The following is a 26,143-nucleotide window of genomic DNA, read 5'->3' as shown; positions in this document are numbered from 1 at the left end:
GCCTCCTACGTCGTGAGGGTCCGCATGAGGGCCACGGCCTCCTTGGGCGACACCTCGGGAAGGTACGCCCGCCCGATGGCGAGGCCGATGGCCGGCAGTGCGAGCGGGTCGGGGTAGGCCATCGAGAGGGTCTCGTACTCGGGGTTGAACTTCGCCTTGAACCGGAAGAGCGACGAGAACCCGTACGCGGGCTCCAGGGTCTTCGCCAGGAAGTCGAGCAGTCGCGTCATGGCGTTCGGCTCGGGCGGCTCTTCGCCGGCGGCGAGCGGCTTCGTGGCGAGCGGTGCGCCCGAGAGGCTGAGCACCTCGGCGCCATCCGCCTTCATGTGCAGGGCCGCCGACGCGATGAGGAACTCCATGATCCCGTTCATGCTGCCGTCGGCTCGGCGCATGAAGTCGATGGTCCAGCCGATCACCTCGTTCTCACGGAACACGGGGAGCCAGCTCGTGACCGCCTGGATCCGTCCGTCCGGGCCGAGCGCGAGCATGAGGCGCACCTCGTGGTCCTCGAGCTCCTCCATGCCGCCGAGCGTGAACCCCATCTCGGGCAGTTCCTTCTCGGCGACCCATTCCTCCGAGATCGAGGTGATCTCGGCCTCGGTGGCGAGCGGGAGCTCGTCCCAGCTCGTCCACACCGTGGTCATGCCCTCCTTGATGCCGCGGTTGAGGGCCTGACGCACCTTCTGCCATGGCTTCCCGGTGAGTTCGAGCCCGGTGGTGCGAACGAGGGTCTCCTCGCCGACCGCCATGTGCTGCCAGCCCAGTTCCTCGAACACCGGCAGGTACTGCGGGTGCACGCTGTAGAACACCGGAACCCAGCTGTTGGCGTCGCAGAACGCGGCGAATTCGCGGATGACCCGGCCGGCGTCTCCGGGCCCGCAGATGGGGTCCGACATGGTGATCGCGACGCCGTTGATGACGCGGTAGGCGACGGCGGCGTCCCCGTCGTCGGCGAACCAGGTCACGTTGCCGGGCCAGGTGGCCATGAAGCCGAGGGTGCCGCCGCCGTGACGGCGCAGGAGCAGGCGGAGCCGCGCGTCATCCGCTGCTCCGTCCTCCGACCGGGTGCGGCGCATCAGCGCGATCGCCGCGCCGATGAAGATGGTCCAGAACAGCGGCCCGACCGCTTGGTACAGGAAACTCGTGAGGTCGTGGCCGGGCAACACGATGGGGTCGACGACCGCGAAGTGCGGCGGCACGAATCGCTTGACGGTGTCGAGGAGGAGGTCCCACGGGGTCGCGGCCGGCCAGTACTCGTCGAGCGTGACGAGTCCGATGATGTAGTACGCCCCGGCCAGCACCACGAAGGAGGCCGCCACGGTCAGCGCGAACCGGCGGAACGCTCCCCAGGGCGCGCGCAGCCGGAAGTGCCGGCGTGTCACCGCGAGCATGACGATGATGCCGATCGGAAGCGCGAGGGCGGCGGCGATCCACACGACGAGCTCGCCGATGTCGAACGCCGACCACGTGCCGTCCTCGACGTCGGCCGTCGTGATCGTCACCTCGTACGCGGTGCGCGCGAACACCAGGATCGCGAGGTTCACCGCGATCGCCAGCCACAGCGCGAACCGGCGCCCGGACCGCAGGCCCCAGCCGGCGAGGAGGAGCAGGGCGACGGGCACGAACGAGAGCAGGAACATCCCGAAGCCCTGGGCGCTCAGGAGGGCGAGTTGCTGTACGCATTCGTCGCCGACCGCGTCGACCGCCGCGCCGCACTGCGACATGACGGTGTCGAGGTCGATGGGATCGTCGCTGAAGAGATAGGAGCCGAAGCTGAACGGCGTGAGCTCCGTGCGATTCACGAGCGCGACGATCGGGCCGATCGCCGTGACCGCCACCACCGCGGCGACGAGGGTTCGCGTCTCGCCGTGCGAGCTGCGCCGCGCTCGCAGGGTCGAGGGGTCCCCGGTGAGGATCGCGCCGAGGAACAGGCCGGCGATCGCGGCGAGGAGGCGGTAGACGTTCGACGAGTCGCCGTCGTACAGCACGAACACGAGGATGACGGCGAAGGTCACGATTCGGATGCGTCGGCGCCACAGCGCCCGCATGAACGCGGTCGCCGCGATGAGCGCGCCCACGATGCCCGTCAGCGGGTCGAGCGTCAGGTCGGCGGCCGTCCCGGTCGCCCACCACTCGCCGGCGAGCGAGCCGAGCCACTGCAGCAGGGTGCCGAGCGCGACCCCGGCGACGCCCGTGAGGAGGAGCGCCGCGATCGTGCGCGGTGTGCCCATGCGCCGCTCGGCGATGCCGAGCAGCAGGATCGCCGCGAGAAGGCCGAACACGAGCTGGAACGGATCCCAGGGGATGACGAGCGCCGTCGCGACCGTCCACCACTTCGCCGACTCGATGGTCGTGGCGACGCCGGCGGCCCACATTCCGGTCGTCGTCTCGGATGCGGCGCCGACGATGGTGCCGGTGACGATCGAGGTGACGAGGAGCGCCACAGCGAAGCCGATGCTGAAGGGGATCCGGGCGACGAACCCGCGAAGCGCCTCGACGGTCGAGCGGAGCCGGCCCGTCGGCTCGGCGTCGACCTCGTCGTTCGCCACGTGTTCGATGCTGTCGGCTCCGGTCATGGTGCGGCGAGTCCCAATCGGGGGTACAGCAACGCGAACCCGGCCTCGAGGCCTCCCATGAGTCCGGAGATGCCGTGGTCGGCGTCGGGGATCACGGAGAACGTCGTCAGCATGCCGACGCCGCGTGCGGCATCCGCCAGTCGTTCGGCGCCCGGGGCGAACCCGGCGTCGTTCTCACCCGCCGTGAAGATCGCGGACGTGTCGGCGTACGGCGCGTTCGCGGTCATGATGTTCGCGGGCATCACGGCGTCGTAGGCCGCCTGGTCCCCGTCGAAGACCGTGTCGAGCACCTGCTCGCTCCGGTCGGCGCCCGCGTACTCCACGGGCGAGATCGCGAGGATGTTGCCGAACACCTCGGGGTACTTCGTACCGAGATAGGCAGCGCACCCGCCGCCATTGGAATACCCGGCCACGGTCGTGGATCGGCGATCCTGCAGGACCTCGAGGTTCGCCCGCGCCCACGGCACGACGTCCTGCATGAGGTAGGTCTCCACGTCGCCCATCGCCGTGTCGAGGCACAGCGGATCCTCCATGGGATCGCCGAGCTGGTCGACGACGAGGGCGATGGGCGCGAGGCCGTCATGGTCCGCCGCGAACGCGTCGAGCACGTCGCCGATGAAGCTCGCATCGGGCTCGCCGGGCTGGCCCATCATCATGATCACGAGCGGGAGGCGCGGGGCATCCGCCACCAGGGCGGCCGGCGGCAGGTAGACCTGCGCGGGCCGGGCGTCGAAGCCGGAGACGGTGTTCGGCACGCCCGGCTCGGGGATGCCGATGGTGCCGGTCGCGGGCAGGTCCGCCGGCGGCGTCCAGGTCACGTAGAGCGGCTCGGTCGGGTCGGGAGCGGCGGGATCGTCGGGCTCGTCGAGGTCGATGGCGTCGACCGTCGAGAGGCCGAGCAGTGCCCCGATCGTCCGGTCGAGGCCGTAGGACGCGTTGATGCCGAGCATGGCTGTGAATGCGAAGATCGGCATGGCGACCACGGCGATGAGCTTGCGCCACCACCTCGAGTGCCAGAGGTTCCAGATGGCGAGCAGGATGGCCGCGGATGCCGCGGGCACCCACAACCAGGTCGCGTCGATGACCGGGCCGCCGAACAGGTTCAGCAGGTTGACCGCGATCCACAGCGCGGCCCCGCCGATGATGGCGCCCACGATGAGCAGCACGATCACCGTGAGCACCCAGGACCAGCCGTCGCCGCGTCCCAGGAGGTAGACGAAGAACGCGGAGGCGATCACGTACATCGCGATGAGGAACGGGCCATCGACGATGTCGATGTCAAGCAGGAGATCCCACACCTCGCCCCCCTCGGCCCCGGCGTCGTCTTGGGGCACAGCGTAGCGCCCGTAGGATGGGGACACCGTGTCGTTTCCGGGCAATCCCCCGATCTCTTGGACCATTGGAGCCACCGTGGCCGCACCCAGCCGTCTCGAATCCGTCATCGCGCTCGCCCAGCACCGGGGCTTCGTCTTCCAGGCGGGCGAGATCTACGGCGGTTCCCGGTCCGCGTGGGACTACGGTCCCCTCGGCGTGGAACTGAAGGAGAACATCAAGCGGCAGTGGTGGCGGTACATGATCACCAGTCGTGCCGATGTCGTGGGTCTCGACTCCAGCGTCATCCTGCCGAAGCAGGTGTGGGTGGCATCCGGTCACGTCGGGGTCTTCACCGACCCGCTCGTCGAATGCCTGCACTGCCACAAGCGGTTCCGCGAGGACCACCTGCTCGAGGCGTACGAGGAGAAGAAGGGTCGCGCACCCGAGAACGGCATGGCCGACATCGTGTGCCCCAACTGCGGTACTCGCGGCCAGTGGACACCGCCGCGCGACTTCAACATGATGCTGCAGACCTTCCTCGGCCCGGTGCAGGACGACTCCGGCCTGCACTACCTGCGTCCCGAGACCGCGCAGGGCATCTTCACGAACTTCGCCAACGTGCTCCAGGCCTCGCGCATGAAGCCGCCGTTCGGCATCGGCCAGATCGGCAAGTCGTTCCGCAACGAGATCACGCCCGGCAACTTCATCTTCCGCACCCGCGAGTTCGAGCAGATGGAGCTCGAGTTCTTCGTCGAGCCGGGCACCGACGACGAGTGGTTCGACTACTGGGTCGACTATCGGTGGAAGTGGTACACCGACCTCGGCATCGACCCCGAGAACCTGCGCCTCTTCGAGCACCCGCAGGACAAGCTCTCGCACTACTCGAAGCGCACGATCGACATCGAGTACCGCTTCGGCTTCACCGGCGGCGAGTGGGGCGAGCTCGAGGGCGTCGCCAACCGTACCGACTTCGACCTCTCGACGCATGCCGAGCACTCCGGCAAGGACCTCTCGTACTTCGACCAGTCGAAGAACGAGCGCTGGATCCCGTACGTCATCGAGCCGGCCGCCGGTCTCACCCGGTCGCTCATGGCCTTCCTCATCGACGCCTACGACGTCGAGGAGGTGCCGAATGCGAAGGGCGGCGTCGACACCCGCACGGTGCTCCGCCTCGACCCGCGCCTCGCGCCCGTGAAGACCGCCGTGCTGCCGCTCAGTCGCAACGAGCGCCTCTCGCCGCTCGCGCGGGACATCGCGGCGACGCTGCGACGGAACTGGAACGTCGACTTCGACGACGCCGGTGCCATCGGTCGCCGCTACCGCCGCCAGGACGAGATCGGCACGCCGTTCTGCGTCACGGTCGATTTCGACTCGCTCGACGACAATGCCGTGACCGTGCGCGAGCGCGACAGCATGCAGCAGGAGCGCGTGCCGATCGCGGAGCTCGAGGGGTACCTGGCGGCGCGCCTCGTCGGCGCGTAGGCTCACCGGGCGCGACTCCGCCCTCGCGCTGCGCGGGCGTACCGCGTTCCGCCCTGGCGTGGGCAGACTCCTACCCCGCGAGCAGGGCGGGTTCGCGCTCGTTCGCGTCGGACGCGAGCCGTGATCGGTCGGTCGGCGCCACCAGCTCGGGCAATCGGGCAGGATCGACCGGATTCAGGATGTCGGACGGGGTCTTCGATCTCATCAATCGTGGAGTGCGCTCAGGATCGACCCCCGGCGGCGGGATGAGCCGGTACTCGGTGCCCTCGCGGCGGACCTCCCACCCCTCGTTGTGATATCGGAGGTGATCTCCGCGGCAGAGCAGGATGCCGTCGGCGAGATCGCTGCGACCGCCGTCGCGATGCCAGTGGTCGATGTGATGCGCCTCGGTCCAGGATGGCGGCCGCGTGCAGTCGGGATCCATGCATCCGCCGTCGCGCACGGCGAGGGCGACCTTCTGCCGCTCGGTGAAGAGCCGCTCGTCGCGCCCGAGGTCGAGACAGGCGCCATCGTCGCTGAACTTCAGCGGGAGATGACCCTCGCAGAGCCCGGTGTGGATGTCGGCGAGCGGAATGCGGTCGGGGTGGCCCTCGATCATGCCCGTGCCCTCGCCGGTCGCCAGCGAGTCGGCGTTCACGATGATGCGCACCGACGGCTTGCGTTCGTCGAGCAGCCGACTCGGGTCGACACTCGCACCCGCGCGGAGGAGCTGCACCAGTCCGTCGGCCGCGTCGCGCTCGCGAGTGGCGCGCGCGATCGCCTGACAGCGCTCGACCTCGTGCCGCAGCGCGGTGAGCTCCTCGACGGCGGCGAGGAGCGCCGCGTCATCGAGCGGGACGAACGTGCCCGTCGAAACCTCGCGCCCGATGAGCCGACGGGCGATGTCGGCCAGGTCAGACGGGAGATCGGGCATGTCTCATTCTCGCCAGAACAACCGACACCCGAATGCATGTTCGAGCATCTGTGGAGAAGATGCGGAACCCGCAGGCGGGGGAGGAGGCGTCCGGTGGGGCCGTCCCGCGAAGCATCGCCCCGACCCGGCCCCGACCCGCAGCCGCGCCCGACAACGCTCAGCCGCGCGCGGCCGCCCACTCCCGTCGCAGCACGCCGTAGATCGCGGTGTCCTGCCATTCGTCGTCGTTGTACTGCTCCTCGAGGATCGTCGCCTCGCGACGCATCCCGAGCCGCACGCAGAGTGCGGCGGACGCCCCGTTCCGCGCGTCGAGGAACGCCTGCACGCGGTGCGGGTTCAGGGCCTCGAACGTGAAGTCGAGCAGCGACTGCGCCGCCTCCCGCGCGAATCCCTGCCCTTGGAAGTCGGGATGCAGCACCCAGCCGAGCTCGAGCTGGGCGTGCTGCACGCTCGAGACGCGGATCATGAAGTCGCCGATGACGCGGTCGCGCGCGGGGTCGTCGGTCGCCGGCGTACCGGGCAGCACCGCCGCGAAGAACACGAAATCTCCGTCGGCGGCGAGCACGCGCCCGGCGGCGCGCTTCGCGGTGTGCTCGTAGCCCTCGGTGCGATCCCGCTCGGGCCAGGGCAGGTAGCGGATCACCTCGGGCAGGCGCTGGTACTCGTAGACGTCGGCCGCGTCGGATGCCTCGAGCGGACGCAGCACGAGGCGTTCGGTGCGCAGCGGCTCGGCGACGAGCACCGACGCGTCGAACGGGAACCGGAGGGCTGGGGGTCCGTCGGCGGCGGCCGCGGCGATCCGCTCGGGCTCGACGACGTACGCGCTCGTGCGCTCGGCGGCGCTCACGAGGCGTCGGCCCGACGCGGCTCGGCGCCCGGCTCGACCCGACGCACGTCGCGAGCGTCACGCACCTCTCGAGCCTCCTCGTCGGGCTTCACGCCGAACAGCGCCTCGAGTCCGTCGATCCACGCCAGCTGCTCGCCGGCGCGGGCGAGCTCGCGCGAGCGCACCATGGGCGTGTGCAGGAGCACGCCTGCCATGTGCCGTAGCGCCGACTCGGTGCGTCCGTCGTCGTCACCGCGAGCCTTGGCGCGGGCGATCTCGCCGTCGAGGATGTCGTACACGTGCTTGCGCAGGGCGACGACCGCGGGGGCGAGGTCGCGTTCCTCGCCGAGGTCGCCGAAGGCGCGCGCGTCGCGGCTCACGATCTCGCGTGCGGCATCCGTCGCCCCGAGCTCCTCGAGCGGCGCGTGGATCTTGATGGTCTCGAGGTCGAGCAGGTCGACCCCGGGCAGGTCGACCACGTCGGGCGCGACGTTGCGGGGGAGGCCGAGGTCGATCACCAGTTGCCGCACGTCGCGCTCGGGTGCGGTCGCCCCGGGCAGCAGGGCGACGGATGCCTCGAGCCGCTCGCGTCCCGCGGCGATGAGCGCCTTGTCGACCACGTGGTGCTCGGCCGTGGTGCACGTGACGATGATGTCGACGTCGGCGGCGGTGGCCGCGTACTCGCCGCGCGGCACCGCCTCGATGCCGTGGCTCGCCGCGAACTTCGCGCCCCGCCCCGACGGCGAGTGCACGCGCACGTCGGTGACGCCGCGGTCGCGGAGGGCCGCGAGGGATGCGCCGGCGAAGCGGCCGGTGCCGACGAGCAGCACGCGCGTGGCGGCCCAGTCGGTGACGCGGCTCTCGGCGAGGTCGAGGGCGAGGCGCACGATCGAGCGGCCCTCGCCGCCGATGCCGGTCTCGTTCTTCACACGGCGCGAGGTCTGCGAGGCGCGCTGGAAGAGCCGTTCCAGTTCGGGCGTCGTGGTGCCCTCCCTGCGTGCGCGCTCGAGCGCCCGGCGCACCTGGCCCGCGATCTCGCCCTCGCCGACCACGACCGACTCGAGGCCGGATGCCACGGCGAACAGGTGGCCCGCGACGGCGTTGCCGTGGACGAACCCGAAGGTGGCGCGGAGTTCGTCGGGCTCGAGGCCCGCGACCGTGCCGACCGCGCGGATCGCCTCGTGCACCGCCGGCACCGGTGACGCGCCGTCGGGCGCGTCGAGGTCGAGGTACGCCTCGAAGCGATTGCAGGTGGCGACCACGACCGCGCCCTGCACGGCGTCGTGCCCATCGAGGATGCGTGGCGCTGCGTGTTCCGCGTTCGCCGAAAGGCGCTCGAGCAGATCGAACGCGGCGTTCTTGTGACTCGCGGTGAGGCAGATGAGCACGATGGGATTCTACCCGCGGTCGAACGCGCCTCCGAACCCGGGCGCCGGGGCGATCACCCGGTCGTCAGGCGACCTCGGCGAGGAATCGGTTCATCTCGAAGAGGAATCGGGGCCAGGCCGGCTCGGTCGCGAGCATCAGGTGGTTGTGCCCCTCCAGCGACACGAATCGGCTGCCGGGGATCAACGACAGCAGGCATCCCTCGGCGAGCGGCGGCGCGAGCTGCGTCGGCGAGGGCCAGGTCGGGCCACAGCATCTCGATCACCTGCTCGCGGTGCAACCGCCGATCGGGCGCGAGGGCCAGGGCCTTCACCAGGTTCGCTGCCGAGCGCCTGCGCCAGTGCGCCCTGATCGACCTCGCGTCCGTCGAGCACGGCCGAGAACGTGCCGAGCATCACGATCCGATCCGCCGCCGGCCGCACGTCGGGCGACTCGTCGAATCCGTCGTCGGGGCTCGCGGCTGGGAGGGGCCTCACGCGGGAAGCCTACTCGCGAGCGCAGATCGGACGGCAGCTTCTCGGCTGCGCCTCGGCGGCTCAGCGGCGAGCGGCGGCGGCGACCTCGGGACGGATGACCGGGATGGGCGCGGTGAGCGGCGGAAGCTCGAGTCCCTCGGCGGCGAGGGCCGCACGGTGCTTGGCCTTCCAGCTGCGCACCACCGCGAAGAACGGCGCGTCGCTCATGGCGTAGCGGCCGAATCGTCCCGCCGAGAGGATGATCGGCAACTCGATGCTCGAGCCGTTGTGGCGCACCCGCAGCACGAGGACGTGCTCGACCGACCCGCCGACGACCATCGAGTCGGCGCGGATGTTGCGCACCTCGCGCCATGGGAAGTGGGCGGCGCGCTGCGGCCGGCCACCGCCGTTCCAGAACGCGACGCCGAGCTCGTCGACGACGATGGAGAACCGCGCCCCGAGGCGCACGCCGCCCGCATCGTCGAGGAGTTCGTTCAGCCGCCGCACGAGCAGTCGGTTCCGGATGCCGCAGCTGAGCTCGCCGCGAACGGTCGATGCCAGGGCGTTCCGACGGGCACGCGTGCGCGCCGCACGGGCGAGGCGGACGACGCCCCAGATCGCGACGGCGACCACGCCGACGGCGGCGATGCCGACGGCGAGGTTCGTCGTGGGCACGGCGGGAAGGCGCGGCATGAGCCGCTCGAGCATGGGCGACCCGGCGACGAGGCCGGCGACCACGGCGATGGCGGCGAGGGCGACGAGCACGGTGAGGCTCGCGCGGTGCGGCGTGGCCGGGTTCATCGAGCGGCTCCGCGGATGAGGGGCATTCGGGCACGCCGAGCGGAAACGGGTGAGTGGTTCGACACGATCGGGGACACGTCGTCTTCTTCTCCGTGGGTGCGGAGGCGCGCCGCGGGCCGGCGCGTCGTCGTGGGGGACACGACGGGACCCACCGTACCGTGCAGGCGATCACTCGCGACAGAGGGAATCGCGCGTCGTCGCGACATCCGACGAGTGATTCCGTACTCTGCGAGGACTTCTCAGATCGCCTTCGAGAAGGCCACGCGGTGCTCGCCGGGGCCGTCGTAGTCGTGCCACGCGCGCACGCCGTCGATGTCGGTGTCGCCGGATGCCTCGAATCCGAGTGCCGCGTGGAAGGCCTGCGAACGGCGATTCGGTACGCCGGTGATCGCGTCGACGCGGCGGCATCCGGCTGCTCGTGCCTCGGCGAAGAACGCCTCGTAGAGGGTGCGGGCCAGGCCGAGCCCGCGCAGGTCGGGTCGAACGCCGACGAAGTGGATGTAGGCGACCTCGGGCTGGGCGTGCGAGTGGAAGCCGATGAGGAAGGCGCCGAGGCCGGCGTCGTCCTCGGCGATGAAGCTCGTGTCGCTGAAGTGCTGGAAGAACAGCGGCGGCAGGAGCAGGTGGATGGAGGTGCCGGCCATGCCCCACCACTCGGGGATCGCAGCGACGACCGCCGGGTGATCGGCGACTCGCGGTCGTCGGAGCACGAGGCCACGAGGCAGATCGGCGCCTGCCGGGAGTTCGATCGGCGGCTGCAGCATCCGTGGTTCGAGGGCCATGCTCGATTGTCGCAGGCGCGCGTGCGACGGCGACAGGCCCGCTACCGAGTCGCCACGCTCTCGGCCGCCGGAACCTCGCGATCGACGGGTGCGGGATCCCGCCGGCGTGACAGCGCGACCCCGACGAGCGCGATCACACCGCCGACGATCGCCAGCATGGCCGGCACCTCGGCGAACAGGACGAGGCTCAGCACGATCGTCACCGGCGGCACGATGTAGGTGGAGACGCCGAGCTGGCCGGCCGGCATGCGCGACAGCGCGTACGACCACGTGGTGAAGCCGAGCGCCGTGGGAATCGCGCCGAGCCACACGGCGCCGAGCCAGCCCTCGACCGGGGCCGACCGGAGGCCCGCGACGAGCTCACCCGTGAACGGCGTGCAGACGAGCAGGCCGATGACGGCGCCGATCCAGACGACCTGCGCGTTCGGCAGCCGAACGAGCACCGGCTTCTGGAACAGCACGCCGGCCGTGTAGGTGACGGCGGCCAGCAGCGCCCAGAGCACGCCCACGCCGGCACCCACCACCGACCCGCCCGAGCCGAGGCCGATGAGCACGACGCCGACGAACGCGACGCCCGTGCCGATGAGGAGCCACTTCGGCAGCCCCTCGCCGAGGAGGGCACCCGCCCCGAGGGCGATCATGATCGGCGCGATGTTGACGATCATCGACGTCGTACCGGCGTCGAGGGTCTGCTCGGCGATGTTGAGCACGATGCTGTAGCCGCCGAACCAGAGGGCGCCGAAGCCGACGAGGAGCAGCCACTCTCGGCGTGTCGGCGCGACCCACCTGTGGCGCAGGAGCAGCGGCGTCAGGAGGTGAGGAGCGCGCCGACGATCAGCCGGGCGAGCGCGAGCGCCCCGGGGGTGAAGTGCGGCGCGGTGCCGCGGACGACGATGAACGCGCTCGCCCACGCGAGGATGGTCACGCCGATCGCGACGTAGACGAGGGGGGAAACGGTGGTCGTGCGTGACGTGGTGCCGGTGCTCACAGGCCGACGGTAGTCGGACTCGGGGATGCCGCGGCCGATCTGGCAGGCGATCGCCGGTACACGACCGAAACACGACGGTCGGCGCCCGCGACCCGGCCGGCGCGCGGCACGCGCCCAGCCCGATGGGCGACAATGTCACGCGTGATCCTCTCCCCGCAGCATCCCCTGTCCGCCGGCCTCACGGGCGACTCGCGACTCGTTCGCGCGTATCGAGGTGAGCGGAGCGACACCACGCCCGTATGGTTCATGCGGCAGGCCGGCCGGTCGCTGCCCGAGTACCGCGACCTGCGCGTCGGCACGCGCATGCTCGACGCCTGCCTCGACCCCGCGATGGCGAGCGAGATCACGCTGCAGCCCGTGCGCCGCCACAAGGTCGACGCCGGCATCTTCTTCAGCGACATCGTCGTGCCGCTCAAGCTCGTCGGCGTCGACGTCGAGATCCAGCCCGGTCGCGGCCCGGTCTTCGGCAGGGGATATTCGGATGCCGCGGCCGTCGCCGAGCTGACGAGCATCGACCCGGCACGGCTCGACGAGGCATCCGGCCCCATCACCGAAGCGGTCGAGCGCACGATCGCGGAGCTCGACGAGACCGACAACGGTTCGGGCACCGCGACGCCGCTCATCGGATTCGCGGGCGCTCCGTTCACCCTCGCCGCCTACCTCGCCGAGGGCGGCCCCTCGAAGGACCACCTCGCCGCCCGCACGCTCATGCACGCCGACCCCGGCGCCTGGCGCGCCCTCATGGACTGGACGGCCGAGCTCACCGGGCGGTTCCTGCGCACGCAGGTGCTGGCCGGGGCATCCGCCGCCCAGCTCTTCGACTCGTGGGCGGGCGCGCTCTCGCTGGCCGACTACCAGGCGCACGTGGCGCCGGCCTCGGCGAAGGCGCTGTCGTTCGTGCACGACCTCGAGTACGAGACGGCGGATGCCTCGGGCGCGGCCGTGACCCGTTCGGTGCCCGTCGTGCACTTCGGCGTCGGCACGGGCGAGCTCCTCGGCGCCATGCACCGCATCGGCGTGGACGTCGTCGGCGTGGACTACCGCATCCCGCTCGACGTCGCCGCGCTGCGCGTCGGCGCGGGCGTGCCGCTGCAGGGCAACCTCGATCCGGCGCTCCTCGCCGCGCCGTGGCCCGTGCTCGAGGCCGCGGTGCTCGACGTGCTGTCGCGCGGCCGGTCGGCCCCGGCGCACGTCTTCAACCTCGGTCACGGCGTGCCCCCCGAGACCGACCCGACCGCGCTCACGCGCGTCGTCGGACTCGTGCACGAGGCGGGCGCATGAGCGACGTCCCTTCGACGGACTCAGTGACCGACGTCGAGCGGCGCGCCGCCGATGTCGTCGTCGTCGGCGGCGGCGTGGCGGGTCTCGTGGCGGCGCTCGAGTGCGCGAAGGTCGGCCTGCAGGTCGCCGTGATCGAACGGCGCGACGGCATCGGCGGATGCGTCGGCCGCATCGAACTCGACGGGCTCTCGCTCGACAGCGGTGCGGAGTCGTTCGCGACACGCGGCGGGGCGGTCGCGGAGCTGCTCGAGTCGCTGGGGCTCTCCGACGACATCGAGAAGCCGAACCCCGCCGGCGCCTGGCTCGTCATGGCGGGACAGAACGGCTCCGCGGAGGCCGCGCCCATGCCGCGCACGGGCATCCTCGGGATTCCCGCGAACCCGCTCGGCGACGACGTGCGGCGCATCATCGGCTGGCGCGGCGCCGTTCGCGCGTACGCCGACCGCGTCATGCCGATCCTGCGCATCGGCCGGTACCGGAGCCTGGGCCACCTCGTGCGGTCGCGCATGGGCGAGGCCGTGCTCGACCGGCTCGTCACGCCGATCTCGGCCGGCGTGTACTCGAGCGACCCGAACGTGCTCGACCTCGACGTGGTCGCGGCCGGCCTCAACGAGGCCATGACGCGTGCGGGCTCGCTCTCGGGCGGCGTCGCCCAGCTCGTCGAGTCGCGAAGGTCGGGCAGCGCAGTGCTGGGCCTGCGCGGCGGGATGCACCGTCTCGTCGACGCGCTCGCCGCCGAGCTCGACCGGTTCGGCGTCGAGGTGGTCACGGGTGCGGAGGTCACCGCGCTCGCCCGGCTCGACCCGTCGGCTTCCGGGGGGGAGGAGGGCGCGGATGTCGCCGCGCCCGGCTGGGTCGTCGACGCCGCCCGCTCCGACGACCCGCCGCTCCGCTTCGACGCCACCTACGTCGTGCTCGCCGCACCGTCCGACGCGTCTCGCCGGCTCCTCGACGAGGCGTCGCTCGGCTGGTCGACCGCCGCGGACTGGCCGCACGCGGCATCCGTCGAGCTCGTGACCCTCGTGCTCGACGCACCCGCCCTCGACGCCGCGCCGCGCGGCACGGGCGTGCTCGTCGTGCAGGGGACGCCCGGCGTCACGGCCAAGGCGCTCACGCACTCGAGCGCGAAGTGGCGGTGGCTCTCGGATGTCGCGGGCGGGCGCCACGTCGTGCGGCTCTCGTACGGGCGGGCGGGCGAGTCGAACCCGCTCGACGGCCGGACCGACGACGAGGTCGCCGCGCTCGCGCTCGCCGATGCGAGCGTGCTGCTCGGCACCCCGCTCGACGCGTCCATGCTGCGCGCCGCCGGTCGTACCCCCTGGAGCGACGCGCTCCCGCACGCGACGATCGGCCAGCGCGACCGCGTGCGCGCGCTCGAGGACGTGCTCGCCGCCGAGCCCGGCATCGAGGCGACCGGCTCGTGGGTCGCCGGCACGGGGCTCGCCTCGGTCGTGCCGCACGCGCTCGAGGCGGCACGACGCATCCGTCACCTCGCCGTGCGGCCGGGCGGCGGCGCGTAACCGGGCGCGGATCCCACTACAGGTCGAGCACGTTCCAGACGATGTCGCCGCGGTCGTCGGTGGTGGTGTGATCGCGGCGGACGCCGAGCTTCTCAAGGACCCGGAACGACGGGGCGTTCCAGGACCTCACCGTGGCCCAGAGCCGCCGGCGTCCGGTGGCGCGGGCCGCGTCGACCACGGCGGTGGCGGCCTCGGTGGCATATCCGTGACCGTGTGCGCTGCGCAGGAGTTCGTAGGCGATCTCGGGTTCGTCGATGCTCGCCCGGCCGACGACGAGACCGCAGTAGCCGAGGAACTCGTCTTCGCCGCGACGGCGCAGCGTCAGCAGGTGGATGCCGCGCCCGGGTGCGCTCTCGCGGGCGTCCCGGATCTCGTCGATCGCCTCGGGGATCGTGGGCACGTCGCCGCCGCGCTCGCCGACCAGCTCCCGATACCCCGCGGCATCCGACTCCTCCCACAACCGCAGGAGCAGGCGGTCGGTCTCCACGGCGAACGACATCGGGTCGTAGGGCACGGCTTCACGCTATCCGCACGGGCGGACATTCCCGGCCACCGGCGGCCGCATCCAGACCCCCTTCGCATAGCCAGAACGGCATATTCGGCGCGCAACCCCCTTGCGCGACCTTGCACGGGGTCTACGCTGGAAACGTCGCTGTGGTCATCCACCGGCCGACCACAGGGGGAGATGGGGTGCACACATGAAGGGCAAGATCCTCTTCGTCGTCGGGCTCGGCGTCGGATACGTGCTCGGCGCTCGCGCCGGCCGCGAACGCTACGAGCAGATCCGCACGGCGGCGCAGAACGTCTGGAACCAGCCCGCGGTGCAACAGGGCGTCGACACCGTGAAGGACTTCGCCAAGACGCGCGTCGGTGATCTCAGCGACACCGTGCTCGACGGCGTGAAGGGCCTCATCGGCAACGCCACGAAGAGCTCGGGCGCCGCGAAGTCCGCGGGTGCGAAGTCGACCACGTCGTCGAGCGCCGCGAAGTCGAGCACGGCGAAATCGAGTGCGGCGAAATCGAGCTCCGCGAAGTCGAGTGCCGCGAAGTCGAGCACGGCGAAGTCGAGTTCCACGAAGTCGGGCTCGTCCAAGTCGGGATCGTCGGGCAGCTCGTCGAGCTCGGGCAGCGGGTCATCCGCAGCATCCGGCTCCTGACCTGCGGAGGGGAACATGACCGCACCGTCGAATGACGAACGTTCGCTGTTCACGCTCATCGGAGAACTGCCCGACCGGGTGTCCGACCTCGTCCGTGCCGAGATCGACCAGGTCAAGGCGGAACTCAGCTACAAGGCCAAGCACTTCGGCATCGGCGCCGGGCTCATCGCCGCCGCGGCGTTCGTCGGGATCTTCCTGCTCGGCACGCTGATCGCGACCGGCATCCTTGCTCTGGCCCTCGTGCTCCCGGCCTGGGCCGCGGCGCTCATCGTGTCGGGCGCGCTGCTGCTCGTCATCCTCATCCTCGTGGGCATCGCGGTGCTCAACTTCAAGCGCGGCAGCGAGCCGCTGGAATCGATCGAGAGCCTGCGCCGGGATCTCGACATGGTGAAGGGAACGGGCGACTATGACCGTGACCGCGACTGACGCCGCCCGTGGGGTGAACGGGCGCGACGCCAAGACGCGCGCGCGCAACCTCACCCGCCTCGAGGCGCGCGCGAACTCGGAGCGCGCGCGTGCCGAGTTCGCGAGCACGCTGAACGCCCTCGAAGACAAGCTGAACGTGCCGAAGCAGGTGCGCATCAAGACCGCGCGTGCGAAGGCGCGGTTCCGCAGGTTCGCCGACGAGCAGCCCGGCGCCGCCGTCGCGGTGGCGGTCGGGGTCGCCGCGGTCGTCGGCGTCACGGTGTGGCTCGTCGTGCGGGCCGCCGTCGACGGCAAGTAGCACGATCGAGCGGATGCCGCGATGCCGCCCTTCGACGCGGGAGTCCGAGCCTCGGCGGGCCGCGAACCCGCCGGCCCGTCGCCGACCGCGGTCGACCGCGTCACGGATGCGCTGCGCGCCGAGATCCTGAGCGGCGCGCTCGCCGCCGACGAGCCGCTCCGCGAGGAGGCGGCATCCGAACGGTACGGCGTGTCCCGGCACACCGTGCGCGCCGCGTTCCAGCGGCTCGTCGCCGAACGGCTCGCCGTCGCCGCGCCGTATCGAGGTGTTCGGGTGGCGAGCTTCGACCGCGCGACCATCACCGCGCTGCAGCAGCTGCGCGCCGCGCTCGAGGTCGAGGCCGTGCGGATCGCGCGGGAGCGCTACGGGTCGGCCTGGCCCGACGCGGTGACCGCGCCGGCCCGTGCCGCGCTCGAGCGGATGGCGGCGCTCGGGGAAGAACCGGCGGAGGTCGACTGGCTCGAGGCGGAGCGCATCCACGCCGACTTCCACGGCGCGTTGGTCGCGGCATCCGGGAGTCCTCGCATCATCGAGGCCCACGCCGCCCTCGGCAGCGAGCTGCTCCTCTTCCTGTTGCACGTGCGCCCGCACTACACGCTCGACACCCTCGTCGCGGAGCATCGCGCGCTGCTCGACGACGTGCAGACGCGCGGACCCGACGCGATCCGCGAGCACCTCGAGCACTCGACGCGCCTCCTGTTCGGGGGGTGACCGTCGCGCCGGAATCGAGGAAAGATCGAGTTCGCAACACGACGGGGGCCACCATGACCACGACCGAACCCGAGACGGCCGACACCACGGCGTTCGCGGAGCGCGTCTTCGCATCCGCGCTCTGCGCCCTCGAGACCATGAGCATCCACGTGGGCGACCGGCTGGGCTGGTATCGGGCGCTCGCCGAACACGGTCCGCTCGATCCGCCCGGCCTGGCGGACGCGACCGGCACCCACGAGCGATACGCGCGCGAGTGGCTCGAGCACCAGGCCGTCTGCGGCATCCTCGAGGTCGAGGATCCGGATGTCGCGGCATCCGCCCGTCGCTACCGGCTGCCCGCGGCGCAGGCCGAGGTGCTCACCGATCGCACGTCGCTCGACTACCTCGCACCGCTCGCCCGCATGATCACCGGCGCGGCCGGGAAGATCGACGCCCTCCTCGACGTGTACCGCACGGGCGGCGGAGTGCCCTGGGAGAGGTTCGGCGCCGACGCGCGCGACGCGCAGGGCGACATCAACCGGCCCTGGTTCGACCACCGCCTCGCCGACGCGCTCGCGAGCGTGCCCGAGGTGCACGACGTGCTCTCCCGGCCGGATGCGCGCATCGCCGACGTCGGCTGCGGCCACGGCTGGTCGGCCCTCGCGCTCGCCCGCGCCTATCCCGACGCGACGGTCGACGGGTACGACGTCGACGCGCCCGCCATCGACGCGGCCCGCGAGCACGCGGCGGAGGCGGGCCTGGGCGATCGCGTCACCTTCCACGTGGTCGCGGGCGAAGGGCTGCCCGACCGGCCCGTCTACGACGCCGCGTTCGTGTTCGAGGCCGTCCACGACATGCCGCGGCCCGTCGAGGTGCTGCACGCGATCCGCCGGGCCGTGCGCGACGACGGCGTCGTCGTGGTCATGGACGAGGCCGTTGCCGAGCGGTTCGCGCCCGACGGCGACGAGGTCGAACGCATCATGTACGGCTACAGCCTGTTCCTGTGCCTGCCCGACAGCCTCTCGACGACGGACTCCGTGGGCACGGGCACGGTCATGCGCCCCGCGGTGCTCGACGGGTACGCCCGCGAGGCGGGATTCTCGGGCGCCGAGGTGCTGCCATCGAGGGATTCGCGTTCTTCCGGTTCACGCGCCTGCCGCGCTGACCGTGCGTCGGCCCGGCGCCCGCGGAGCCCGCCGGACGCGCCGGCGGTCGGATGCCGCGAGCGGAGCCGACGCGCGCGGCCCGAGGCATCCGACCCCTGCTTTTGGCCGTTCAGGGAGGAAGGGGGAGACTAGAGGTATGTCTTCCCCCGCTGCCGAAGCGGCAGCCGACGCGCTCCAGACCGAATCCGACGCCGAGCAGTCTCCCGAGGGCTACACGGTGTTCGCCGTGCTCCGCCGCGACCCGGCGCGCCCCGACGACCTCGACGGCCACGACGTGCCGCGCTTCGTGCGCGAGCTCGACGACATCATCAGGCTCGTCGAGAACGAGGGCCCGACCCTCCGCGGCATCTACGACGTCTCCGGCCTCCGCGCCGACGCCGACGTGATGCTGTGGCTGCACGGACCCACCGCCGAGGGATTGCAGTGGGCGCTCCGCGAGCTCCGCCGCGCCCGCCTGCTCCGCGCGCTCCTGCCGACGTGGAACGCCATGGGCGTGCACCGCGCCGCCGAGTTCAACAAGGCGCACGTGCCCGGGTTCCTCCGCGGGCTCGAGCCGAAGCAGTGGCTGACGATCTACCCGTTCGTGCGCAGCTACGAGTGGTACCTGCTGCCGCCCGAGGAGCGTGGTCGCATGCTCGCCGAGCACGGCCGCAAGGGCGCCGCGTTCCGCGGGGTCATCGCCAACACCGTCGCCTCGTTCTCGCTCGGAGACTACGAGTGGCTGCTGCCGCTCGAGTCCGACGAGCTGACCGACCTCGTCGATCTCATGCGCGACCTCCGCGACACCGACGCGCGCCGCCACGTGCGCGTGGAGGTGCCCTTCTTCACCGGCCGTCGCATCACCACCGCGGAACTCGTGGAGGTGCTGCAGTAGTGGCGGCCGTGAACCTCGGCTCGACCGGCGCGCACGGCGGCCGCGGCACGGATGCCACGGGCGCCCCGGGCACCCCGCATCGCGGGCGCAAGCCCGAGCCCGCGACATCCGCACCCCTCGCCCCCGGCGCCATCGTGCCGGGCGCGACGCCCGCCGCGCAGGCCGGACCCGAGCACGTCACGGAGCCGACCGCGTACGACGCGATCCTCCTGGCCGGCTTCGGCGGTCCCGAGGGCCAGGACGACGTCATCCCGTTCCTCCGCAACGTGACGCGCGGCCGCGGCATCCCCGACGAGCGCCTCGAGGAGGTCGCCCACCACTACCGGCACTTCGGCGGCGTGAGCCCGATCAACGAGCAGAATCGCCGGCTCAAGGCGGCGCTCGAGGCCGAGCTCGCCAGGCGCGGCGTCGACCTGCCGGTGATCTGGGGCAACCGCAACTGGGATCCCTACCTGAACGACGCCGTCGCCGAGGCCGAGGCCCGCGGCTTCACGAAGCTCATCGCGATCGCCACGAGTGCGTACAGCTCGTTCTCGAGCTGTCGCCAGTACCGCGAGGACTTCGCCGACGCGCTCGCCGACACCGGCCTCGGCGAAGGGCCCGATGCGATCCAGATCGACAAGGTGCGCCAGTTCTTCGACCACCCCGGGTTCGTCACCCCGTTCATCGAGGGCGTGCGCGACGGGATCGCGCAGCTCGTCGGCGAGCACCCCGGCCTCGACGGGGCGACCGAGATCGAGGTGCTCTTCGCAACGCACTCGATCCCGACGGCGGATGCCGCGAAGTCGGGTCCGGCCGAGCGGGGATTCGGCGAGGGCGGCGCGTACGCCGCGCAGCACCGCGCGGTCGCCGAGGTCGTCATGCGCGAGGCCGGCGCCGCCGAGGTGCCGTGGCAGCTCGTCTACCAGTCCCGCTCGGGCCCGCCGACCCAGCCGTGGCTCGAGCCCGACGTGAACGATGCCATCGCCGAGCTGCCGGCGGCTGGTCGGAAGGCCGTCGTCATCGTGCCGCTCGGTTTCGTGAGCGACCACATGGAGGTCATGTGGGACCTCGACGAGGAGGCCATGGAGACGGCGCAGGAGCACGGCCTCGCCGCCGTGCGCGTGCCGACGCCCGGCACGCACCCCGCCTACGTCGCGGGGCTCGTCGACCTCGTGCTCGAGCGCGTGCACGGCACGCCCGTCGCCGAGCGTCCCGCCATGACGGCGCTCGGCCCCTGGTACGACGTGTGCCGTCCCGGATGCTGCGAGAACGCACGACTCGGCTTCAAGCCGGCCCTGGCGGGGATCGCGCCGTGAGCCGCGCGGCGGGCACGGCGGGCACGGCGGGCACGATCCGAGTGGGCACCCGTGCGAGCGCCCTCGCGATGGCGCAGACCACGCAGGTGGCCGAGCGCATCGCGAAGGCCGCGAAGGCGCAGGTCGAGCTCGTGCCGGTGACGACGGAGGGCGACACGTCGCGCGCGTCGCTCGCCTCGCTCGGCGGCACCGGCGTGTTCGCCGCCGCACTGCGCGAGGCGCTCCTGCGCGGCGAGTGCGACGTCGTGGTGCACTCGCTGAAGGACCTGCCGACCGCCGAGCACCCGGGCCTGCGCCTCGGGGCGGTGCCGAAGCGCGCCGACGCCCGGGACGCGCTCTGCGCCCGCGACGGCCTCACGCTCGCGACCCTGCCCGAGGGTGCGCGCATCGGCACCGGGTCTCCCCGCCGCATCGCGCAGCTGCGTGCGGCGCGGCCCGATGTCACCCCCGTCGACATCCGCGGCAACGTCGACACGCGCCTCGCCAAGGTCGAGTCGGGCGAACTCGACGCCGTGCTGCTCGCCGCCGCGGGCCTCGGCCGCCTCGGTCGAGCGGATGCCGCGACCGAACTGCTCTCGCTCGACGAGTGGCCCACCGCCGCCGGACAGGGCGCGCTCGCCATCGAGGTGCGGCGCGAGCGCGGTGACCGCGCACTGGAACGCGCCCTCGAATCCATCGACCACGGTACGAGCCGGGCCACGGCCCTCGCCGAACGTCTCGTGCTCGCGGGACTCGAGGCCGGCTGCGCGGCACCGGTCGGCGTGACCGCGTTCGTCGACGACGAACTTCTGTTCCTCAGCGCGAACGTGTACAGTGCCGACGGGACGCGGAGGCTGACGAGCTCGCACGCCGCGACCCCCGACAGCCGCTCGGCCGCCGATCTGGCGGATGCGGCACGCGACGTCGCCGATCGGGTCGTCGCGGAACTCCTCGGCAATGGCGCCGCCGAACTTGCACCACCTGAGGAGTCGCGATGAGCGAATTCGAAGCGGAAGCGCTGACGGGTGCCATCAACCTGCCCTTCCACGACGGCAAGCCGTTGGCCGGCTGGCGCGTGCTCGTGCCCCGGGGCGGCCCGTGGGGCGACGGCGTGGCCGCAGCCCTGCGCGCGAGGGGCGCGTCGCCGATCGTGGCGCCGCTCATCAACTTCGCCCCGACCGACGACCAGCCCGCTCTCGAGGCGGCGCTCGCCAAGCTCGCCGCGGGGGAGTTCGACTGGGTGACGGTCACGAGCGCGACCACGGTCGACGTGCTGTCGTCGTACGGCGCCGTGATCCCCGACAACACGCTCGTGGCGGCCGTCGGCGAGACCACGGCCGCGGCGCTGATCGCCGCCGGGTACCGCGCCGACATCGTGCCCTCCGAGGAGAACTCGGCACGTGGCCTCCTCGAGGAGTGGGAGGCCGCCACCGGTGGGCAGCGCGGGCTCCGCGTGCTCGCCCTGCGCTCGGCGATCGCGAAGCAGATCCTCTCGGTGGGCCTCGCCAGGGCCGGTCACCACGTCGAGGCGGTCGTCGCCTACCGCACCGTGGGCGTGCCCGTCGCGCCGAAGGTCGTCGAAGACGTGCGCGCCGGCCGCGTGAACGCGGTGCTCGTGACATCCGGCAGCGTCGCCGAGCAGGTGCAGCAGCAGCTCGGCCCCATCCCCGAGACGACGCTCGTCGCCGCGATCGGTCCGCAGACGAAGAAGGATGCCGCGGCGGTGGGCCTGCGCGTCGACGTCATCGCACGCGAGCGCACCGCGGAGTCGCTCATCGACGCGGTCGTCGAGGCCGCGACCGCCAACGCCTGACGGCCCTCGCTCGTTCCCCAGACCCGACCTCTCACCCATCCGCGCCTGAATCAATCCCGTCGAGAGTGCAGTTGTGGCCCCGGCGAGGGCGTCGACTGCACGCTCGGCGGAGCCAGGCCACGCATTGGGACGCGAGAACGCGACCGCCGGCGCGAACGGAGCGCGCCTGAGCGTCGGGCGGTCTCGCGAGCGCGTGCAGATCCGACCAGCGCGCACGCGGATGCAATTGCGTTCGTCGCATCTGCACGCGCTCGGCGAGATCACTCAGCGGCGTGCGCCCAGCCGGCCGCGCGTAGGCTGTTCGGGTGAGTTCCGCGCCCCTGCCCCGCGTCCGCCCGCGCCGCCTCCGGGAGTCTCCCGCGATGCGTCGCCTCGTCTCCGAGACCCGCCTGCATCCGGCCGAGCTCGTGCTGCCGATCTTCGTGCGCGAGGGCGTGAGCGCCCCGGTGCCCATCGCGTCGATGCCGGGGGTCGTCCAGCACTCGCTCGAGAGCCTTCCCGAGGCGGTGGCGGATGCCGCGGCCGCGGGTGTCGGCGGTGTGATGCTGTTCGGCGTTCCCGAGCAGCGTGACGCGCGCGGCTCGGGCGCGACCGACCCCGACGGCATCCTGAACGTGGCCACCAGGGTCGCGGTCGAGGCATCCGCCGGTCGGCTGCTCGTTCAGACCGACCTCTGCCTCGACGAGTTCACCGACCACGGGCACTGCGGGGTGCTCGACGACCGCGGCCACGTCGACAACGACTCGACGCTCGTGCGCTATTCCGCGATGGCCCTCGAGCAGGCGCGCTCGGGCTCCGAGCTCCTGGGCCTCTCCGGCATGATGGACGGCCAGGTCGCCGCCGTGCGCGAGGCCCTCGACGACCAGGACTTCACGGATGTCGCGATCCTCGCCTACTCGGCCAAGTACGCGTCGGCCTTCTACGGCCCGTTCCGCGACGCGGTCGAGTCGACCCTCGAGGGCGACCGCCGCTCGTACCAGCTCGATCCCGGTAACCGCCGTGAGGGGTTGCGCGAGGCGATGATCGACATCGAGGAGGGCGCCGACATCGTCATGGTGAAGCCCGCCGGAAGCTACCTCGACGTGCTCGCCGACGTGGCCGCGGCATCCGAGGTGCCGGTGTGGGCATACCAGGTCTCGGGGGAGTACGCCATGATCGAGGCCGCCGCGGCGCACGGCTGGATCGACCGCAAACGCGCCGTCATCGAGTCGGTGCGCGGCATCCGTCGCGCCGGAGCCGACGTCGTGCTCACGTACTGGGCGACCGAGCTCGCCGGCTGGATCCGCAACGGGGACCTCGCGTGAGCGCCGCCACGAACGCCGAGCTCTTCGCCCGCGCGCAGGCCGCGATTCCGGGCGGCGTGAACTCGCCCGTGCGCGCGTTCCGCTCGGTGGGCGGCACGCCTCGATTCCTCGTCTCCGCGCGCGGGCCGTACGTCACCGATGCCGAGGGTCGCGAGTACGTCGACCTCGTGGCCGGCTGGGGTCCGGCGATCCTCGGCCACGCCGATCCCCGGGTCATCGAGGCGGTGACGGATGCCGCGAGCCGCGGTCTTTCGTTCGGCGCCTCGACGCCCGCCGAGACCGAGCTCGCCGAGCTCGTCGAACAACGCGTGGCGCCGGTGGAGCAGCTCCGCCTCGTGTCGACGGGCACCGAGGCGACCATGAGCGCCATTCGCCTCGCCCGCGGCTTCACCGGGCGCGACGTGCTCGTGAAGTTCGCCGGCCACTACCACGGTCACTCAGACGGGCTTCTCGCCGAGGCCGGGTCGGGCCTCGCGACGTTCGCGCTGCCCGGCTCGGCCGGCGTCCCCGCCGCCATCGCCGCGCTCACGCTCGTCGTGCCCTACAACGACCTCGACGCGCTGCGCCTGGTCTTCGCCGAGCACGGCGACCGCATCGCCGCGGTCATCGTCGAGGCCGCCGCGGCGAACATGGGGGTCGTGCCGCCCGAGCCGGGCTTCAACCGCGCCCTCGTCGACCTCGCGCACGAGCACGGCGCGCTCGTGATCTCCGACGAGGTGCTCACGGGCTTCCGCGTGTCGGGCGCCGGCTGGTGGGGCCTGGAGGCCGAGCACGAGGCCGCCGCGTACACGCCCGACCTCATGACGTTCGGCAAGGTCATCGGCGGCGGAATGCCCGTGGCCGCGCTCGGTGGTCGCGCCGAGATCATGCAGCAGCTCGCGCCGCTCGGTCCCGTGTACCAGGCGGGCACCCTGTCGGGGAACCCGGTCGCCGTCGCCGCGGGCGTCGCCACCCTCAGGGCAGCGGATGCCGCGGTGTACGAGCGGCTCGACGCCGCGGCCTCGACCATCTCCACCGCCGTCTCCGAGGCGCTCGCGGCCGAAGGCGTCGCCCACCGCGTGCAGCATGCGGGCAACCTCTTCAGCTTCGTGTTCGGCGAGGAGGCGGCGTCGGCCGGGGTGCGCGACTACGCCGGCGTCCAGCGCCAGGAGGCGTGGCGGTACCCGCCGTTCTTCCACGCGATGCTCGACGCGGGCGTCTCGCTGCCGCCGTCGGTCTTCGAGGCGTGGTTCGTGACCGCGGCGCACGACGACGCCGCGATCGACCGCGTGATCGGCGCGCTCCAGGGGGCCGCGCGGGCTGCGGCATCCGCTCGACCGTCGAGCTGAATCTCGACGCGAGTCGCCCGGGAGCGGCGCGCTCGGCGCCGGGTCAGCCCATCGTCAGGATGTACGCGAGCGTGTTCCCCGAGGAGCTCTCCCGATAGTTGAGCGTCGGGGCGTAGGGCCCCGAGAGCACGGTGATGAAGTCGGTTGCGCCGAGTTCGGTGAAGCTCTCGCGCGTCCAGCCGCGCTGTTCGAGGTCGTCGAGCGCGGCCATCGCGGCATCGCGGTCGGTCACGGCGACGTACGTCGCGAGGGTGGTGCCGTCCACGGTCGCGGAGACCACCCGGCCCTCGACGAGCGGGAGGTCCTCGGGCCATCCGGCGGGCAACGCCACCGAGTCGCCGTCCTCCGTGGTGTGGTCGTGCGAGGTGGTGGATGCCTCGGTCGTCGCGTCGACCGAAGACGGTTCGGCCGCGACATCCGATCGCTCGTCGCCGCCAGCAGCGCCGCAGGCGGAGAGCAGCAGGGTGCTCGCGAGTGCGAGTGCGGCCAGTGGCACGCTGAGTGGTGCGGGTCGGGTCATGCGTGGTGCTCCTTCCGGCAGGGATCGGGACCATGCGATCGTCGCCGAACCGGGGTGCCGTGCGCCTGAGCAGGCGTTACCCAGGTTGGGGCACGGGCTACTCAGGGGGTGAAACCGTTACGCCATTGTGGGGTGGCGACTCTGCGCGTCGCACGCGGCTCGGGCAGGATGGAACCATGGCCCAGCTTCGCGTGCACACGGATCGGATCGAGGTTCACCTCACTCCGGCCGAGAAGACGCTCGCGCTGCGCTCCGACGACATCGTGGTGCGGCGCGATGACATCCGGTCGGCGACCATCGCCGACGACCCCTGGGTCTGGGTCCGCGGCATCCGTCGGCGAGGCACCGAGATCCCGCTCGTCGTCGCCGTCGGCGTGTGGAAGTACCACGGCGGCTCCGACTTCGTCATCATCAAGGGCAAGCGCCAGGCGGTCGTGCTCGAGTTGAACGCCGGCGAGTTCACGCGCATCATCCTGAGCACCAACCACGCCGCCGCGCTCATCGATCGGCTCAAGCTCGGCGACGACACCGAGTCGCCCGCCGAGTGATCATCGTCGGGCGACGCCCGACTCAGGCGAACAGGAACAGCACGAAGCCGATGAGCGGCAGTGTTCCCTGGATGAGCGCGGGCCTCAGGTAACCGCGGCCCGTGGTCGTGAGCACGGCCGCGGCGAGCACCATGAACGCGGTGGTGAACAGCACGAGCGTCGTGCCCGCGGCCACGGCGCCGGCCCAGTACAGGACCAGTCCGAGGGCCGCGCCGATGCCGAGGAACAGGTTGTAGAACCCCTGGTTGTAGGCCATGGGCCTGGTCGCGTCGGCGTGCGCCTGGTCGGCGACGCCGAACCGCTTCCACGTCGCGGGCCGAGTCCACCACACGCTCTCCATGAGGAAGATGTAGCCGTGCAGGAGCGCGGCGAGGGCGACGAAGATGCTCGCGATGACAGCCATGGATTCACCGTAGCG

General features: G+C 71.9%; 27 protein-coding genes. 15 read left to right on the top strand and 12 right to left on the bottom strand.

All coding sequences use genetic code 11. The features are described 5' to 3' along the window. Positions 1–5 precede the first annotated feature (5 nt). Positions 6–2,549: a rhomboid family intramembrane serine protease gene (locus EZM51_RS11450; protein WP_248305609.1), complete on the bottom strand. Its 2,544-nt coding sequence runs from the start codon at positions 2,547–2,549 to the stop codon at positions 6–8. Between the two features lie 23 nt (positions 2,550–2,572). Continuing rightward, positions 2,573–3,874 carry an alpha/beta hydrolase-fold protein gene (locus EZM51_RS11445; protein ID WP_169053883.1) on the bottom strand — a complete coding sequence of 434 codons (1,302 nt, stop codon included), beginning with the start codon at positions 3,872–3,874 and terminating at the stop codon, positions 2,573–2,575. Positions 3,875–3,986: 112 nt separating this feature from the next. Here EZM51_RS11445 and EZM51_RS11440 point away from each other — a divergent pair, with 112 nt between their 5' ends. Next, entirely contained in the window at positions 3,987–5,372 is a 1,386-nt protein-coding gene (locus tag EZM51_RS11440) for a glycine--tRNA ligase (RefSeq protein WP_136708368.1), read from the top strand. 70 nt (positions 5,373–5,442) lie between these two features. On the opposite strand, the gene EZM51_RS11435 is transcribed toward EZM51_RS11440, so the two are convergent. From EZM51_RS11435 to EZM51_RS21085, 7 genes are all read right to left on the bottom strand, one after another. Next, positions 5,443–6,285 carry an HNH endonuclease signature motif containing protein gene (locus tag EZM51_RS11435; protein WP_136708367.1) on the bottom strand — a complete coding sequence of 281 codons (843 nt, stop codon included), beginning with the start codon at positions 6,283–6,285 and terminating at the stop codon, positions 5,443–5,445. Between the two features lie 157 nt (positions 6,286–6,442). After that, the gene (locus EZM51_RS11430; protein ID WP_136708366.1) at positions 6,443–7,132 is read right to left on the bottom strand and encodes a GNAT family protein; all 690 of its coding nucleotides are present in this window, start codon (positions 7,130–7,132) and stop codon (positions 6,443–6,445) included. Next, positions 7,129–8,499, bottom strand: a complete 1,371-nt coding sequence (locus tag EZM51_RS11425; RefSeq protein WP_136708365.1) for a glutamyl-tRNA reductase — start codon at positions 8,497–8,499, stop codon at positions 7,129–7,131. Before EZM51_RS11425 ends, EZM51_RS11430 begins: the two co-directional genes overlap by 4 nt. 534 nt (positions 8,500–9,033) lie before the next feature. Further along, positions 9,034–9,753 carry a hypothetical protein gene (locus EZM51_RS11420; protein ID WP_136708364.1) on the bottom strand — a complete coding sequence of 240 codons (720 nt, stop codon included), beginning with the start codon at positions 9,751–9,753 and terminating at the stop codon, positions 9,034–9,036. Between the two features lie 239 nt (positions 9,754–9,992). Further along, positions 9,993–10,535 carry a GNAT family N-acetyltransferase gene (locus tag EZM51_RS11415; protein ID WP_248305608.1) on the bottom strand — a complete coding sequence of 181 codons (543 nt, stop codon included), beginning with the start codon at positions 10,533–10,535 and terminating at the stop codon, positions 9,993–9,995. 41 nt (positions 10,536–10,576) lie between these two features. Then, positions 10,577–11,293 (bottom strand): DMT family transporter, encoded by a 717-nt coding sequence (locus EZM51_RS11410; RefSeq protein ID WP_248305618.1) that lies wholly within the window; start codon positions 11,291–11,293, stop codon positions 10,577–10,579. Positions 11,294–11,343: 50 nt separating this feature from the next. Then, positions 11,344–11,523 carry a hypothetical protein gene (locus EZM51_RS21085; RefSeq protein ID WP_248305607.1) on the bottom strand — a complete coding sequence of 60 codons (180 nt, stop codon included), beginning with the start codon at positions 11,521–11,523 and terminating at the stop codon, positions 11,344–11,346. A 132-nt stretch (positions 11,524–11,655) separates the two neighbouring features. Here EZM51_RS21085 and hemE point away from each other — a divergent pair, with 132 nt between their 5' ends. Beyond that, on the top strand, positions 11,656–12,804 hold the full coding sequence (gene hemE, locus EZM51_RS11405; RefSeq protein WP_136708363.1) for a uroporphyrinogen decarboxylase: 1,149 nt from the start codon (positions 11,656–11,658) through the stop codon (positions 12,802–12,804). Next, a complete protein-coding gene (gene hemG, locus EZM51_RS11400) occupies positions 12,801–14,324 on the top strand; it encodes a protoporphyrinogen oxidase (protein ID WP_136708362.1) in 1,524 nt (507 codons plus the stop codon). Before hemE ends, hemG begins: the two co-directional genes overlap by 4 nt. A gap of 16 nt (positions 14,325–14,340) precedes the next feature. Here hemG and EZM51_RS11395 read toward each other — a convergent pair whose 3' ends face one another. Then, positions 14,341–14,838, bottom strand: a complete 498-nt coding sequence (locus EZM51_RS11395) for a GNAT family N-acetyltransferase (protein WP_248305606.1) — start codon at positions 14,836–14,838, stop codon at positions 14,341–14,343. A 184-nt stretch (positions 14,839–15,022) separates the two neighbouring features. Here EZM51_RS11395 and EZM51_RS21080 point away from each other — a divergent pair, with 184 nt between their 5' ends. From EZM51_RS21080 to hemL, 11 genes are all read left to right on the top strand, one after another. Then, a complete protein-coding gene (locus tag EZM51_RS21080) occupies positions 15,023–15,481 on the top strand; it encodes a YtxH domain-containing protein (protein ID WP_248305605.1) in 459 nt (152 codons plus the stop codon). Between the two features lie 15 nt (positions 15,482–15,496). Then, positions 15,497–15,907, top strand: coding sequence for a phage holin family protein (locus EZM51_RS11385; RefSeq protein ID WP_136708361.1), 411 nt, complete (start codon positions 15,497–15,499; stop codon positions 15,905–15,907). Then, positions 15,894–16,205, top strand: coding sequence for a DUF3618 domain-containing protein (locus EZM51_RS11380; RefSeq protein ID WP_248305604.1), 312 nt, complete (start codon positions 15,894–15,896; stop codon positions 16,203–16,205). The genes EZM51_RS11385 and EZM51_RS11380 overlap by 14 nt, the downstream gene beginning before the upstream one ends. A 21-nt stretch (positions 16,206–16,226) precedes the next feature. Then, positions 16,227–16,916 carry a GntR family transcriptional regulator gene (locus tag EZM51_RS11375; RefSeq protein WP_136708359.1) on the top strand — a complete coding sequence of 230 codons (690 nt, stop codon included), beginning with the start codon at positions 16,227–16,229 and terminating at the stop codon, positions 16,914–16,916. 53 nt (positions 16,917–16,969) lie between these two features. After that, positions 16,970–18,193, top strand: a complete 1,224-nt coding sequence (locus EZM51_RS11370) for a class I SAM-dependent methyltransferase (protein WP_211195890.1) — start codon at positions 16,970–16,972, stop codon at positions 18,191–18,193. Between the two features lie 4 nt (positions 18,194–18,197). Further along, on the top strand, positions 18,198–18,935 hold the full coding sequence (gene hemQ / locus EZM51_RS11365) for a hydrogen peroxide-dependent heme synthase (protein ID WP_136708358.1): 738 nt from the start codon (positions 18,198–18,200) through the stop codon (positions 18,933–18,935). 131 nt (positions 18,936–19,066) lie between these two features. Further along, on the top strand, positions 19,067–20,233 hold the full coding sequence (locus tag EZM51_RS11360) for a ferrochelatase (protein ID WP_248305617.1): 1,167 nt from the start codon (positions 19,067–19,069) through the stop codon (positions 20,231–20,233). Next, the gene (gene hemC / locus EZM51_RS11355; protein ID WP_282568141.1) at positions 20,230–21,210 is read left to right on the top strand and encodes a hydroxymethylbilane synthase; all 981 of its coding nucleotides are present in this window, start codon (positions 20,230–20,232) and stop codon (positions 21,208–21,210) included. The genes EZM51_RS11360 and hemC overlap by 4 nt, the downstream gene beginning before the upstream one ends. Further along, the gene (locus tag EZM51_RS11350) at positions 21,207–22,025 is read left to right on the top strand and encodes a uroporphyrinogen-III synthase (RefSeq protein WP_136708356.1); all 819 of its coding nucleotides are present in this window, start codon (positions 21,207–21,209) and stop codon (positions 22,023–22,025) included. The genes hemC and EZM51_RS11350 overlap by 4 nt, the downstream gene beginning before the upstream one ends. 320 nt (positions 22,026–22,345) lie before the next feature. Continuing rightward, on the top strand, positions 22,346–23,329 hold the full coding sequence (hemB, locus tag EZM51_RS11345; RefSeq protein ID WP_136708422.1) for a porphobilinogen synthase: 984 nt from the start codon (positions 22,346–22,348) through the stop codon (positions 23,327–23,329). Continuing rightward, the gene (hemL, locus tag EZM51_RS11340) at positions 23,326–24,657 is read left to right on the top strand and encodes a glutamate-1-semialdehyde 2,1-aminomutase (RefSeq protein WP_136708355.1); all 1,332 of its coding nucleotides are present in this window, start codon (positions 23,326–23,328) and stop codon (positions 24,655–24,657) included. Before hemB ends, hemL begins: the two co-directional genes overlap by 4 nt. Positions 24,658–24,700: 43 nt before the next feature. On the opposite strand, the gene EZM51_RS11335 is transcribed toward hemL, so the two are convergent. Next, positions 24,701–25,177 (bottom strand): hypothetical protein, encoded by a 477-nt coding sequence (locus tag EZM51_RS11335; RefSeq protein WP_136708354.1) that lies wholly within the window; start codon positions 25,175–25,177, stop codon positions 24,701–24,703. Between the two features lie 176 nt (positions 25,178–25,353). Between EZM51_RS11335 and EZM51_RS11330 the strand changes: the two genes are divergently transcribed. Beyond that, positions 25,354–25,725 carry a hypothetical protein gene (locus EZM51_RS11330; protein ID WP_136708353.1) on the top strand — a complete coding sequence of 124 codons (372 nt, stop codon included), beginning with the start codon at positions 25,354–25,356 and terminating at the stop codon, positions 25,723–25,725. Between the two features lie 22 nt (positions 25,726–25,747). Here the strand turns inward: EZM51_RS11330 and EZM51_RS11325 are convergent, their stop codons facing one another. Beyond that, positions 25,748–26,128 (bottom strand): DUF1304 domain-containing protein, encoded by a 381-nt coding sequence (locus EZM51_RS11325; protein ID WP_136708352.1) that lies wholly within the window; start codon positions 26,126–26,128, stop codon positions 25,748–25,750. Positions 26,129–26,143: the final 15 nt, after the last annotated feature.

It is taken from the genome of Agromyces sp. H66 (assembly GCF_004959775.1).
Lineage (GTDB): Bacteria > Actinomycetota > Actinomycetes > Actinomycetales > Microbacteriaceae > Agromyces.
The sequence above is the reverse complement of the archived record's forward strand: the minus strand, read 5'-3'. Positions and strand labels throughout refer to the sequence as shown.